The 14,273-nt window shown below is 27.7% G+C and carries 14 protein-coding genes and 3 pseudogenes; 3 read left to right on the top strand and 14 right to left on the bottom strand.

Translation table 11 applies throughout. The features are described from left to right. Nucleotides 1-18: 18 nt before the first annotated feature. From ACUN06_RS05115 to ACUN06_RS05070, 10 genes and pseudogenes are all read right to left on the bottom strand, one after another. Nucleotides 19-1,200: a M20 metallopeptidase family protein gene (locus ACUN06_RS05115; RefSeq protein WP_294162964.1), complete on the bottom strand. Its 1,182-nt coding sequence runs from the start codon at nucleotides 1,198-1,200 to the stop codon at nucleotides 19-21. A 123-nt stretch (nucleotides 1,201-1,323) separates the two neighbouring features. After that, nucleotides 1,324-1,710, bottom strand: a complete 387-nt coding sequence (locus tag ACUN06_RS05110) for a hypothetical protein (RefSeq protein WP_291731540.1) — start codon at nucleotides 1,708-1,710, stop codon at nucleotides 1,324-1,326. 75 nt (nucleotides 1,711-1,785) lie between these two features. Continuing rightward, on the bottom strand, nucleotides 1,786-2,121 hold the full coding sequence (locus ACUN06_RS05105) for a hypothetical protein (RefSeq protein WP_294396867.1): 336 nt from the start codon (nucleotides 2,119-2,121) through the stop codon (nucleotides 1,786-1,788). Between the two features lie 85 nt (nucleotides 2,122-2,206). Beyond that, entirely contained in the window at nucleotides 2,207-2,371 is a 165-nt protein-coding gene (locus ACUN06_RS05100) for a hypothetical protein (protein WP_368044117.1), read from the bottom strand. 1,118 nt (nucleotides 2,372-3,489) lie between these two features. After that, nucleotides 3,490-4,662 (bottom strand): annotated as a pseudogene (locus ACUN06_RS05095) (ATP-dependent helicase); the annotation flags it as partial. Nucleotides 4,663-4,770: 108 nt separating this feature from the next. Then, entirely contained in the window at nucleotides 4,771-5,448 is a 678-nt protein-coding gene (locus tag ACUN06_RS05090; protein WP_449390025.1) for an HNH endonuclease signature motif containing protein, read from the bottom strand. A gap of 75 nt (nucleotides 5,449-5,523) precedes the next feature. Then, complete coding sequence (gene ltrA / locus ACUN06_RS05085; protein WP_449390024.1) at nucleotides 5,524-6,474, bottom strand: group II intron reverse transcriptase/maturase; 951 nt, start codon at nucleotides 6,472-6,474, stop codon at nucleotides 5,524-5,526. An 885-nt stretch (nucleotides 6,475-7,359) separates the two neighbouring features. Further along, on the bottom strand, nucleotides 7,360-8,049 hold the full coding sequence (locus tag ACUN06_RS05080) for a UvrD-helicase domain-containing protein (protein WP_449390167.1): 690 nt from the start codon (nucleotides 8,047-8,049) through the stop codon (nucleotides 7,360-7,362). A gap of 23 nt (nucleotides 8,050-8,072) precedes the next feature. Then, nucleotides 8,073-8,618, bottom strand: a pseudogene (locus ACUN06_RS05075) (RNA-guided endonuclease TnpB family protein); the annotation flags it as partial. Beyond that, entirely contained in the window at nucleotides 8,578-9,252 is a 675-nt protein-coding gene (locus tag ACUN06_RS05070; RefSeq protein ID WP_449390254.1) for an IS607 family transposase, read from the bottom strand. The pseudogene ACUN06_RS05075 and the gene ACUN06_RS05070, both read right to left, overlap by 41 nt. Before the next feature lie 202 nt (nucleotides 9,253-9,454). On the opposite strand from ACUN06_RS05070, the gene ACUN06_RS05065 reads away from it, so the two are divergent. Beyond that, nucleotides 9,455-10,921 carry a nicotinate phosphoribosyltransferase gene (locus ACUN06_RS05065; protein WP_291731546.1) on the top strand — a complete coding sequence of 489 codons (1,467 nt, stop codon included), beginning with the start codon at nucleotides 9,455-9,457 and terminating at the stop codon, nucleotides 10,919-10,921. A gap of 35 nt (nucleotides 10,922-10,956) precedes the next feature. On the opposite strand, the gene ACUN06_RS05060 is transcribed toward ACUN06_RS05065, so the two are convergent. The 4 genes and pseudogenes from ACUN06_RS05060 to ACUN06_RS05045 all read right to left on the bottom strand — a co-directional run bounded on the left by ACUN06_RS05060 (nucleotide 10,957) and on the right by ACUN06_RS05045 (nucleotide 12,485). Next, nucleotides 10,957-11,184 carry a hypothetical protein gene (locus tag ACUN06_RS05060; protein ID WP_291731547.1) on the bottom strand — a complete coding sequence of 76 codons (228 nt, stop codon included), beginning with the start codon at nucleotides 11,182-11,184 and terminating at the stop codon, nucleotides 10,957-10,959. Nucleotides 11,185-11,433: 249 nt separating this feature from the next. Continuing rightward, a pseudogene (locus ACUN06_RS05055) lies at nucleotides 11,434-11,895 on the bottom strand (IS3 family transposase); the annotation flags it as partial. Further along, on the bottom strand, nucleotides 11,844-12,032 hold the full coding sequence (locus ACUN06_RS05050; RefSeq protein ID WP_294366901.1) for a hypothetical protein: 189 nt from the start codon (nucleotides 12,030-12,032) through the stop codon (nucleotides 11,844-11,846). The gene ACUN06_RS05050 and the pseudogene ACUN06_RS05055, both read right to left, overlap by 52 nt. 126 nt (nucleotides 12,033-12,158) lie before the next feature. Then, nucleotides 12,159-12,485 carry a hypothetical protein gene (locus ACUN06_RS05045; protein ID WP_291737165.1) on the bottom strand — a complete coding sequence of 109 codons (327 nt, stop codon included), beginning with the start codon at nucleotides 12,483-12,485 and terminating at the stop codon, nucleotides 12,159-12,161. A 248-nt stretch (nucleotides 12,486-12,733) separates the two neighbouring features. Between ACUN06_RS05045 and ACUN06_RS05040 the strand changes: the two genes are divergently transcribed. Both ACUN06_RS05040 and ACUN06_RS05035 read left to right on the top strand, forming a co-directional pair. Beyond that, on the top strand, nucleotides 12,734-13,141 hold the full coding sequence (locus ACUN06_RS05040) for a Fur family transcriptional regulator (RefSeq protein WP_291732710.1): 408 nt from the start codon (nucleotides 12,734-12,736) through the stop codon (nucleotides 13,139-13,141). Between the two features lie 73 nt (nucleotides 13,142-13,214). Further along, a complete protein-coding gene (locus ACUN06_RS05035; RefSeq protein WP_294368545.1) occupies nucleotides 13,215-14,141 on the top strand; it encodes a hypothetical protein in 927 nt (308 codons plus the stop codon). Nucleotides 14,142-14,273: the final 132 nt, after the last annotated feature.

The raw sequence follows: 14,273 nt of genomic DNA, 5'->3' as shown, positions 1-14,273 counted from the left end.
TAGATTAATATTATTTTCTTATCTTGTCAAATAATTTAATGCAATTTCACATTGAATTGCAACTCCTATTGGCAATGCATCTTCATCTATATCAAATAAATTATTATGTGCTGAATGAATTATGCCCTTTTTCTCATTTCTTATACCTAAGAAATAAAATACAGATGGAACTTCATTTGCAAAATATGCAAAACTTTCAACACCTAACTTAGGATTTTTTTGTAATTTAACATTTTCTGCTCCTAATATTTCTATTGCACTTTTTTCTAAAAGATCAACCATATCATCATCATTATATAAGCAAGGATATGATTCTTCAATTTCAATTTCTGCACTTCCTCTAAAGGTAGTACAAATTCCATTTACTATCTCCTTTAATCTTTGCTTTGCAAATTCTCTATCTTCATTTGTCATTGTTCTAATTATTCCAGACATTTTAACTTCACTTGGAATAATATTTTGAGCTGTTCCTCCATGAATACTTCCAATTGTAACTACAGAAGGATTAACTGGCTTTATTTCTCTACTAACAATACTTTGAAGTGAAGTTATTACATGCCCAGCAATTACTATAGGGTCAATTGCCGTATCAGGATATGCCCCATGACCACCAGCTCCTTTAATTGTAATATTAAAAGGATTGGAAGCTGCATTTACTGTTCCTTTTCTTACCATGATACTTCCACAGTCTATAGTTTCTTCAACATGTAAACCACACATTACATCTACTTTAGGATTTTCAAGTACACCTTCTTTAATCATTACTTTTGCTCCACCAGTAGTTTCTTCTGCTGGTTCAAAAATAAGTTTTACAGTTCCACTAAATTCATCTTTATGCTTATTTAAAATTTTAGCAGTACCAAGTAAAATTGTTGTATGTCCATCATGACCACATGCATGCATCTTTCCCTTTACTTTAGATGAATATTCACATGTTTTTTTATCTTGTATTGGAAGACCATCAATATCAGCTCTTAATGCTATAACCTTATTATTACCCTCCTTTGTTCCATTGATAATTCCACATACTCCAGTTTTGGCAAACTCTGTATATTCAATTCCTTCTTTAGTTAAAAATTCTTTTATATATTTTGAAGTATTAGTTTCTTCAAATCCAAGTTCAGGATATTGATGAAGAGTTCTTCTTATTTGTTTTAATTCGTCTTTAATATTATCTGCTTCTAATTTAAAATTTTTCATTAATAAATTTTCTCCCCCAAAATTTTATAGGCTTACATTTTAATATAGGCCTATAAAATTAATTATATATTATGTATTTTCTTTATTCAATCCGTTTAAAAATTTAACACTTTATTAAAATACCTACCTTAATAACTTTTCTAATTCATATAATCTAAATCTTTCTTCTTGTTGAAATTCTGAACCTGATGACCTTTTTTCAATTAATTTTTTATATTCCTCAAATTGTGCATCACCTAATTTTTTTCTTATTATACTTAATTGACATTCTCTAATATATTCTCTTTCCTCTTGAGATAATGTATTATATTTATTTAATTTAATTACTATATCATTTAAATTAGACTTTTCTTCGCTACTTAATAAATCATTATTTTTTTCTATAAATCTTTCTATTTTACTACCTTCTTCTGGTGAATAAGCTAATGATGCATATACCTCAAAATTAATCTTAAAAACTATTATACTAACCAAAACAATAATTTTAATAATATCTTTACTTTTTTTCATATTTAATCCTGCCTTTCAATAAAAGCTTTTTATTTCATTTAATATTATTTCCAGAAAAATATTAATTAAGTAACTTTATTTTATTAAAATTATCAAATTATTTTCCATTAAAACTCTTAAAGAAAAACTTCTTGAAATTCCATCTTTAAAATCTAATGTTATTTTATCTGCCTTTATGTTTTTAACCTTAGCATCACCATATTGTCTATGATAAACAATTTCGCCTTTTTTAATTCCATAATCTACGTTATTACTTTCTTCTTCTAAACCACTTTCTAATATAAATCTAGATACATCACTAAACTTACCTCTAATAGTCTTAGGTGAAAAAACATATAAATTTTTAATAGCTCTAGTAATTGCAAATAGTGATAGGTAATCCTTTGATTTTATCTCCGAATTTTCCCCCACTCCACACCGTGCGTGCGACTTTCATCGCACACGGCGCTCCATCTATTTTATTAATTATATAATTATCAAATTGATTGTTTATTTATCACACTTTATTCAACCCACACATAACGCTATATTTGTTTAGGACTTTGATTTTCATATAGTTAGGAACTTCTTCTCTTGTTAGATTTACTTTATGCACCAATTTGTGACAATCCTCTCTTAATAAAATTAAGTTTGAATTCTCATCTGTCCCTCCCATGCTCAATGGGATTTTATGATAGCTAATATTATTAAGTAAATATAAACACTACTAATCAACCATGTCATATTAGTACAAATATCATAATACTGAAAAATATCCCTAAGATAAACTAATACATAATCATAATTTTTATTATACATACTCCATTTTAGCCTTTTCTTAGTTTCACTCCAAATCTTCTTTTGGTTTTTGGGAGCTATAACGAATGTATGCCTTTTCTTGCTACTTTTATAAAATTTATATCCGACAAAATTTAATCTAACATCTTGTGTCAGCCTTATTAATTTTGTTTTATCATTATTAATTTCAAGTTTATTTTCTTTACACCAATCTTCAAATAGCATTATTGCATCATATATATCATATTTACCTTTACTGATTAATATTATGTCTTTTATTTTCTAATAATTTATTAAACAATCTTTCTTCTAATTAATTTAAGCAATATCTACTTAAATCTTTTTCTTTTACATTCAATCTATCGCCTTATTTCCTTATAGGATAGCGATAATTTATAATTAATAAATTAGACTTAGGGCCTTCCCTCCACTGTTTATTATCACAGTTTCCTAGGTACTATGCCCCTACTGACATCCCTATTCATAACTCTTTCGCTTAGCTTCCCCAAGTTATTACTAAATCGTTAGGGACTTCAAACGTTCCGAAATCACTAGGTATATAATTATACTTAGGCCCTACCTTTATCCCGACAACCCAAATTAATTAGAACAACCCATTAGTTCTATCCATCTAAGTCCGTACGAAAACTTATTTGGAGAGTTGATAATTACCTAACATTTCTACTAGGCGCTCTACGAGATGTACATTCAGTAGTTCGTCATTACTTTAGTAAATACTAGCCATATACAATTCCCTATCCGCATTACTTTCGCAGTATGTTTAACCTTTCCTCAGCTTAACCTGTTAGGGCTACTCAATGCGACTTCACCCAGCTTCACACAATTCAATTACTCAAATTGCATGTGGGAGTATTAATAGCCATCTAGTCACGGATTTTATAGGGTAATCCGCCGTGGTCTCGTGATTTCAGTTGTCATTACAACTTAGTTGTAACGCGGTTAATCCTTCGCTTATGCGATTTCTAACCAACGTTTCGCACCATAGAAAAGTCTTCTTTCCTCTTCTAAATTATCTTCTATTGATGATTTATGTGGAATTGTTTCTTCTACACAATTAATAATAAATACATTTTTAAATTCCATACCTTTTACACCATGAATAGTACTTAAAATAACACCATCTTTAATAATTTTATTCTTTTCAATTTCCTCTTTAACATTTTCAACATGAGTTAAAAATTCAATAATAGTTTTAAACCCCTCTGCAGCACCTTTTAATTCTTCTAAGACCTCTTCTAAGTCACTAAAATTTTGATTAAACTTATTTGCATATTCTCTTAAATAATCTATATACCCCAGCGAAGATATTATATATTGAATTGCACTTCCTAATGAAATTTTATTAAGATAACTAATATCATTTTTTAATTCATTTAACTTTTTTGCTTGAAATGGAGCTGTATCATTTTTATCTATTAAAATATCAAATACATTTTTATGCTCTTCATATTTAGACACATAACTTAAATTACTTTTACTTATATATCTAAAAGGTTTATTTATAATTGAATTAAAAGCTACTTTATTAAATGGGTCTATAGATAAAGTTAAGTAATTAATTATATCTTTACATATAAAATGCTCAAAAAAATTATATCCTTTATCTAATAAAATAAATGGAATTTTTCTTCTTGTAAAACTATCAATTAAACTTCTTGCTTCTATATTTGTTCTATAAAGAATTGCATTGTTACTATAAGATTCCCCAACAATTTTTTTAATAATATTTGCTATTTCCTCACCTTGAACATATTCGTTATATGGCTTTAAAAATTTTATAATTCCTTTTTCATTTTCATAGGATATTATTTCTTTTTTATTTCTTCCTATATTATTGCAAATTAATTTTTTAGATATATCAACTATATTTTTCTTACTTCTATAATTAGTTGTTAAGTATACCTTTTTACCATTTTTAAATGAACTATGAAAATCAACCATATACTTTGGTTTAGAACCTCTAAAAGAATAGATACATTGATCTTCATCTCCAACTGCAAATAATTCATTTCCTTGATTTATAAGCTTAATAAACTCAATTTGTAATTCATCACAATCTTGAAATTCATCTACTAGCACATATTTAAATAATCCTCTATAACCATTTAAAATTCTTTCATTATTTTTTAATAAATATAAAACTCTTATTGATAATAGCAATAGGTAAGCTTTTGAGGTTATCTCCATTTAATGTCTTCGACCACTTTTCCCCTGCTTCACACCGTACGTGAGACTTTCACCTCATACGGCGTTCCATCATTCTTATTTAGCGATAATCACTTTACTATTTCCGATTTTGTTACGCAATTTATTTAGTTTCTTTAAACCTTTGTCGTCTAAATTTAACTCATTTAAATATTTTGCAATCACATCTTCTCTTACAACATGGACTAATTTGTGTACACTTTTTTGAATTATTACCAAGTTTTTATACTCATTATTCTTTCTATTCATATCAATATGGTGCACCTCCATGTTAAGAGGATTAATATTTAGTCCTGACACAGCACATTTTCCGCTTTGAGCCACGAACAATGATATTCTGTTGTCATTAAATTCAGTAGGGTTATTTTTATTTGTGCTTTCCATAACCCACTTAATCGTATTACTACTTATTTTTCCTACCTTTTTATGTATCAAATTCCTACCCTTTTCTGTGTAATCACATATTTCTTGACTAAAGCACATAGGATTTCTCATCTTCACACCTGTTATAGGAAATATTTTTACATTTGCCACATTAACTACGCCATTTTTGTAGTTAGAGTAGTATTTATCAAATGCTTTACTAGTAACACCCTTTTTACTAAAAACTTTCTTTAACCGGTTGTATAAGGTTCGATTTATGGAATATCCAATCTCTCTAAAATCATAACTAACATTGTTGGCTACACTATAATAATTGTGTATACCTAAAACCGCTGCGTTGTATTTTACCACAGTCTCGCTCTTAGTATTCTCTGCTATATCTTTTATTTTTGATTTTAAAGTTTTTCTTATCTTCTTTTTAGCTTTTTAGCTAACATTTGACTTAATTACGAGTCTACCGTTTTTCTTCTTTAACTTGAATTTAAACCCCAAAAATTCACTATTATTCTTTCGCAAGTTTGTAATTTTACTCTTCTCTTCACTTACTTCTAGACCCAATCTTTCATTTAACCAACTTTTGGTTGCTATGAACACTCTCCTTGCATCATCATAGTTACTACACATTATTTTAAAGTCGTCAGCATATCTCACTATAAACATTTTTTTCAGATTACTTTTTACTTTTATAGCATTAGCAGTCCTTTGTCCATACGGTTTGTTTACGTCTGCTGACTTATATCTCACCGTATCCCTTTTGAAGTTTATAGTCTCCCATTGATTACTAATCCACCAATCTAATTCGTTTAAAACTATATTCGCTAGTAAAGGGCTTAATATACCCCCTTGTGGTGTTCCTTTCGTCGGAACCCCAATTCCTTCTATCTCTGCTTTTAATATCTTTTTAATTACACATAATAAGTTCTTATCTCTTATGCCCAAAGACCAAATTTGCTTCAATAGTTTGCTATGATTAACATTATCAAAGAACCCTTTAATGTCTATATCCACACAGTAGTGTAAGTTAAACATGTTAGCTAACGCTAAAAATCTTCCTACCGCATGCTCTGTTCTCCTATTTGGTCTAAATCCATAGCTATGCTTATGAAATTTAGCTTCGCATATAGGCTCCATGATTTGCTTAATGCATTGTTGAATTAGTCTATCTTCTATCGAGGGTATACCTAATGGTCTAGTTTTCCCATTTTCTTTTGGTATCTCAACCCTGCGAACTTTATGTGGTTTATATCTTGTTAACCTATTTCTAACATATCTAATTACTTCTTCTGAACTCATATTTTGAATATGTCTAATCGTATGACCGTTAACTCCCTTAGTGTTTCCACCATTATTATTCTTGATACTTCTATATGCTAACATTATATTGCTCTCTGAAGTTATCAAACTCATTAAGTCTTTAAACACTTCCCCTTTTTGACTTCTTTCATATAGTTCGTCAAATAAGTCTTGTGTATCATAATATTCATTAAATCGTAAACTATTTCTCTTTTGCGTTTTAAAACTCGTTATAAGTCAATCTTCCTCTCTTTTATTATTTATACATAATCTTTGAGATTGGATTTCTTTTAGTCATATTAGAACCTTATAATATAGTAAATAATATATTCTAAATAAGAATTGACTAAAGGCTATCGCTCCGTAGTTTATTATCCCTACCTCATTGCTACTATGCCTTCACTCTCACTAGCATAAAACTTAGTTATGTCTTCCTAAGTAACGTATCATAGACGGTAATTTTCTCCTCGTTGCTAGCTTTCCACGTTCCTGTAATTTTATCTGTACATATACCCTTAGGTTTCCACTTTAGACCTACTTGCTTGATAGTGCCTATAACACTATAAGGAATTTCATAACGACCAATTTTACTTTACCTCACAAGTTGCACTCATGTGCCATTCACATTTCTATGAATTCTTCGTATAGACCCGTACATTCGCAGATTCGTCAGTCCCTACTTAGGACATTCTAACCATAGGTATTTTATAGACCTCAGACCTATCAGCACTCGACCACCTCTGGTTCGCATTTCGTGTAATCTTACTCTCCAATACTACTCATATTAAATTTCTTATTACTTACGGTGTTTCTCAGCCATCTTCACCGAGCTTACCACCCCTTGTAAATTACCTTACAAGACGCAGTTCGGAGTATTAAGGAGTCGTTTCAAGGCGTTACCCTATCATTCCGACTATCAAATTACAAGTTCTATTGTAAATTTACTTCTACAACGCTTAACCTTTTCAGTTAAGAACGTGTCGCACAATCGTCAAAATCCCATAATTGTTCCTTTGCTTTATACTCTTCATACTGTTCATAACACTCCTTAAATATCTCATTAGAAATTGTAGGTTTAAAATTTTCTATATTTCCTAATGAAGTTTTGAAAAGAGAAATATTATTTAAAACTTCACGTATCTTATCATCATTAACATCATCAAAGTATTTACTTAATATTACTCTTATGATACTATGACATTTCCCACTTTCTATAATATTTATTTTGTATCCTTCTCTTAATAAAATCTTATAAAATAACCCATGAAAAGTCCCAAAAAAAGGTGAAACAGTTTTATTAAAAGTATTTTTATATCTATTTTTCATATTTTCTGCTGCTGCCTTAGTAAATGTTATAACTATTATATCTCTTGTCCTTGCTTTTCTTTCTTCTATTAAATAATTAACCCTATTTATTATAACTGTAGTTTTTCCTGAACCAGGCGCTGCTACTACTAAAACATTTTTTTCTTTTATTTTAATAGCATTAACCTGATAATTATCTAATAATACTTTCATATATTCTGCTACTCGAAATATGGACAAACGTATCAATATTGAGATTTTTCCTTTTTCAACGTGACCTATTTTGTCTTGATAAACATAGACTACTTTAGTTTGATATGTCACTCCAAAGGCGTAAATTCCCGACTTAGCCATCGGTACATATCTATAAAATTTGTTTAAGCTATTTTATAGATTTTTGCATCTCTTAAATTAAGACTCGCATTATAATCTCTATCTTCAACATACCCACAATCACAATTGAAAATTCTATCTTTAAGCTTTAAATCTTTTTTTATAGAACCACATTTATGACATAGTTTACTTGAAGGATAAAATCTATCAACAATTCTTAATTCTATACCCAAAGCATTGCATTTAGTTGCTAATTTATTTCTAAATTCATTAAATTTCTGTTGTGCTACTGCTTTAGATAAATGCTTATTCCTCATCATTCCTTTAACATTTAAATCTTCTATCGTAATATAAGATGGTTTGTTTCTCACCACATTACTTACAACTTTATTTATATAATCAGTTCTTATATTGTTAAGTCTTTGATAAAGTATTTGTACTTTAGCTATTTGTTTTTGGATATTTTGTCTAGTAGCTTCTCCCTTCTCTTTTTTATTTCTTAATTTTAAACTTTCATATTTCCTTGATAAATATTCATTATATAGCCATCTACAAACTCCAATACTTTGATTGATTTTCTGTATTTGTTTTGTTGTTGGTTTTATCTCTACTTTGTAGGCTTTTAGCAATTTCTTCATCCTTTTCTATCTTTATTTTATATTTTCTTAATCCGTATATTCTACAACTAAAAACATGTAATATTGAAATTATATCTTGAACTAATTCTTCTTTCGGTGAAAGCAATTCGTTATTTACAACTATTATTTTCACATTATATTTACTCAAAAATCGTTCAAACCAATCATATCCAAAGCGAATAAACCTATCTTTATGAGTTACTATAATAGAATCAACTTTATTTTCCATGCATTCTTCAATAAGTTTATTCCATTTTCTACGATTGTAATTCAATCCACTACCTATATCTTCAATTATTTCATCTACTATTATTCCTTTGGAAGATGTAAAGTTTAAAAGAAATTCTATCTGATTTTTTAAATCATCTTTTTGCCCATTAGTAGAAACTCTACTATAAATAATCGTCTTTCTATTATTGTTAGCACTATTGATACCTTTAAACTCTAAATACTGTTCGTAAGTATAATATCTTCTATCTGTTGGTGTTCTTTTTGCCTTTAATATGTTTTCTCTATCCCAACGTTGCAAGGTTTTTACACTCACTCCAAGTAATTCAGCAAAATCTTTTGGTTTGTAATTTGTTATGTGTTTACTGTTCATTAATATCACTTCTTGAGCACACATTAATACTTTTAAACACATTCGTCAATATTTTAATTGACTATATATTCTCCTTTAAACTATTTATTTTAATTATTGACAATATGTTTATATAAATAACCATATTGTAATAATTTATATATAGTTGTACAATATCTTTAGGTATTTTTCAATAAAGGAGATAAATATGGAAAATTTAATGAGATTTGACGTTACTAATGAAAGAAATCTTACAATGTTAGTTGATTTTTACGAATTAACAATGGCTAACGGTTATTTTAATAAAGGTGTTGAAGATAGAATAGCTTATTTTGACATGTACTTTAGAAGAGTGCCTGATGGTGGAGGATATTGTATTATGGCTGGTGTAGACCAATTAATTCAATATTTAAATAGCCTTAAATTTACTGAAAGCGATATAAAATATTTAGAAAGTAAAAATATTTTTTCAGAAGAATTTTTAAATTACTTAAGAAACTTTAAGTTTACTTGCGATGTATGGGCTGTCCCTGAAGGTAATCCTGTATTTCCAAATCAGCCTTTAGTAACAGTTAGAGGCCCTGTTGTCCAAGCGCAATTTATTGAAACTATGATTCTTTTAACGATTAATCATCAAACCTTAATTGCAACTAAAGCTAATAGAATATGTAGAGCTGCTGAAGAAAGAACTGTAATGGAATTTGGTTCTAGACGTGCACAAGGATATGATGGTGCTATTTACGGTGCAAGAGCTTCTATTATAGGTGGTTGTGATTCTACCGCTTGTACAATTGCTGATAAATATTTTGATATTCCTGCTGTTGGAACAATGGCACATAGTTGGGTTCAATTATTTGATACTGAATATGAAGCATTTAAGTCTTGGGCTGAGACATATCCTGATAACTGCTCTCTATTAATCGATACTTATAATGTTTTAAAGTCTGGATTACCAAACGCTATAAAAGTATTTGATAAAATATTATCTCCTCTTGGTAAAAGACCAACAGGAATAAGAATAGATTCTGGCGATATAACTTATTTAACAAAAAAATGCAGAAAAGCTCTTGATGCTGCTGGTTATTCTGATTGTAAAATAATAGTTTCTAATTCACTTGATGAACATATTATAAGAGATGTTTTAGCTCAAGGGGCATGTATAGATGCTTTTGGTGTTGGTGAAAGATTAATTACAGCTAAGTCTGAACCTGTATTTGGTGGTGTTTACAAACTTGTTGCTGTAGAAAAAGATTCTAAAATAATTCCCAAAATTAAAATTAGTGAAAATAGCGAAAAAATTACTAATCCTGGTTTTAAGAAAATATACAGATTATTTGATAAAACAACAGATGTAGCTATAGCTGATATTATTTCACTAAATGATGAATCAATAGATGAAAATTCTGAATTAGAAATTTTTGATCCAGTTCATACTTGGAAAAGAAAAAAAGTAACTAACTTCTACGCTAAAGATTTGCTTGTTAAGATATTTGATAAAGGTAATCAAGTATACTCTTCACCTTCAGTTTTAGAAATTAAAGATTTTTCTAAACAAGAAGTATCAAAATTATGGCCTGAAATATTAAGATTTGAAAATCCTCATACTTATTATGTAGATCTTTCTTCTAAGTTATGGAACTTAAAACAAGAATTATTATTAGAAAAATCAAATTAATAAAGAAATCGCTGAATTAAAACTCAGCGATTTCTTTATTGATCTTTATATTCAATATATGATGGTATAATATATTCTAAATTAGATTCTTCTTGAGAATATACAAAATTCTCATCAACTATTCCCTTAAAAGTAACTCTTTCGCCTGTTAAGTGCTCAACAAAAGGACAAGTTTCATTATTATTGTTTGTTGGACTCATTGGACATTCATCATTGCAACTAACTCTTTTCCTTTTATTTGACCAAAATGGACACTTACTCATAACCCATACCCCCATTGTTTATAAACAAAACTATAACTTTACATTTCAAATTTTATTGAAATAATCACTTATGTAACATCTTTGCGCATCCATAAATTTTAACTTATTATAAATACTACCATTTTTACTATTTATATATAATATAACATATTTTATCAGCAAATCAACACTTTAATATTATTTAAAATAAAAAAGCACTAATTTCAATAAACTATCCACTTTGTCAAGGACAGTTTAAAAAAGAGTAGACTAATTTAAGAGATGATTTCTGTATTGAACAGGAGTCATCTTTTTTAAATTCCATTGATCTCTAAAATTATTATAATAATCTATATATTCAGTTATTTATTTAACTAATTCTTCAAACGTTTCACATTCTTTAATAGAGGTTTCATCTTTTAAATGTCCAAAGAAAGATTCCTGCGAGGCGTTATCCCAATAGTTACCACACCTAGACATAGATTGCCCTAAATTATAAGTTTTAACTTTCTTTTGAAATATCGGACTTGTATAATGAGCTCCTTGGTCTGAATGTATAAATGAGTCATTTCTAAGAAGACTACTATTATTTTTAATTAATTTATCAATTGTATCCGTTACTATATCAATTTTAAGACTTTTTGAAATATTATAATCTAAAATCTCATTAGTAGACGCATCTAAAATAGTTGACAAATACGCCTTCTGTTCATGTTTGAAAAATAGATAAGATTTACCTTTTTCATTCTCGGCAATAAATAATCTTTTAAATTCATCAGTATATGTAATTCCTTTTCACTAACCTTTTTAACATATTTATTTTTATATAGTATTTCTATATCTTTACTTGAAAATAACTTTTTACTCATTTATACTCACTCCTAATCTTATAACTCTATTATAAATAGAAAAACCCTATAGGGTAGACTTTTTTTTATCGTGTCTACTCTATAGGGTACATTTTATAATAAAAAATTAGTGCTTTAAATCATATTTTATTTAATACCTGAATTCTTAACTACAGAAATTTTTATTATTTCATTTTGGAATGCTTTTAATAATGCTTTTTCTAATACCTTTTGCTGATTAAAATTTTCAATATCTCTACATTCTGCAAATACTTTATTTAATTCACCTTCAACGTTTGTATAAGTTAATGTTACATATGGTTTTTCATATTCTACATCTACTATTTTTAAACCCCAAGATATTTGGGCATAATCTCCATCAAGAGTTAATTTAGTTAAAGATTTTAATTTTTCATTTTCTTCAGTTGGATCATTAATTATTAATAATTCATCGCCTACTTTATATTTTGCCATAAAAATTCTCCTCCTTTATTTTAAATATAATAACAAATTATATGTTATGCAGTTTCTAACTTTAATATACACAACTAAAGCTTAAATATCGCACACAATACATCAACTATTATATTCACAATATCATATAATGAATATTTTTACAATGCAATTTTTTACATTTATATTTATTAATTAATAAATATTATTGACAAATAATTATATTTTCTAATATAATTATAATAACTAAATATAGGAAGGTGTCATTAATGGAAGATATAATTTTAACTTTTAAAGAAAAAAAATTAAAATTAACTCCTCAAAGATTAGCTGTTTATCAATACTTAAAAAGCACAACTGAACATCCTTCAGCCGAAACAATTTATAAAGCACTACAACCTAATTACCCAACTATGAGTCTTGCTACAGTTTATAAAACTCTTAAGACTTTAGTTGAAATTGGATTAGTTCAAGAATTAAATGTCGGTGAAGGAAACTTTAGATACGATGGTAACTGTAAAGAACACGGACATATACAATGTATTAAATGTGGTAAAGTTAATGACTTATGCAATGTAGATTTTTCTCCATTAAATAAAATGGTTGAAGAAAATAGTAATTATAAGGTAAAATGGAATAAGCTTTTCTTTTATGGATTTTGCAAAGATTGTCAGTAGAAGTTCTACTGACTTTTTTATTTTCTTAAAGTTATTAATAATCATATCTTTACATATAATTTACTGAGGTGATATGATGTATATTATTAATAAAGTAAAAAAAAATATTTTAAAATTATCTCTATTAATTTCTTTAATTATCATTTTAAGTTTTTACCATAATACATATAAAAAAAATGTAAAGACTATTCCTTCTTTTGGTTATAACATTCAAAATAATCATGAATATGACTTCGATGGAGATGGAGAAAATGATGAACTTTCTATAATTTCAACAAATTCAATCTATTCAATAAAAATAAAAAATTCTTTTGGAGATACCTTATTAAAAAGCAATGAATTTGACTACTCATTACTTGATATTTCCCCCTATTGTGCCATAAATATTTCTTACATAGATTTAAACAGAAATAAGATACCAGAAATAATAATAAGTGGATTAAAAAATAATCAATCTACATTTTATATTTTTCAATGGAAAAATAATAGTTTCCAAGAAGTATTTTTTACACAAAATAATATTCTTGCTATTATTGACTATAATAATTCAAGAACTCCAAAAATTTATACAACTTCTTCCTTTAAAGCTGATGAAGCTACTACTGGTTATATTTTAAATTCTTCAACATTAAAAGATATAACATTTAGTGCCCCTAAAATACCTTCTTTAGCTACTATGCAATTATTTATTGACTGCATTGAAGCTGATTATGAGTTAGATGATGTTCCTGATATCTTCACTGATAATATAAAAAGTGAAGAATTAGGACTATTATGGAACTTAAATAAAAATAACTATAACTATAGCTTTCAAAAAGCTTATTGCTATGATAGCACTTGGGATGAATTTGGGAATCCTACAACCCTTTATTGGACACTTTCATTTCAAAAAAATAATTTTACAAATGATAATTCTAACCCTAAAGAACTTATATTATATATAACTGTAGAATATACAGATTCTAATCAATTCAAAATTTCATCAATTTTAAAAAAATAATTTAAAAGGCCGCTATAAAAGCGGCCCAAAAGGGGGATGGGGGGTTTAGCTTTAATGAAGATTTCTCTTCATTTGCTATAGGAGAATACTCTCCGGTACAGTTATAGTATTAACTGATACTTAAATTTTATA

The sequence above is a fragment of the Clostridium sp. ETTB3 genome, from assembly GCF_053571985.1.
The sequence above is the reverse complement of the archived record's forward strand: the minus strand, read 5'-3'. Positions and strand labels throughout refer to the sequence as shown.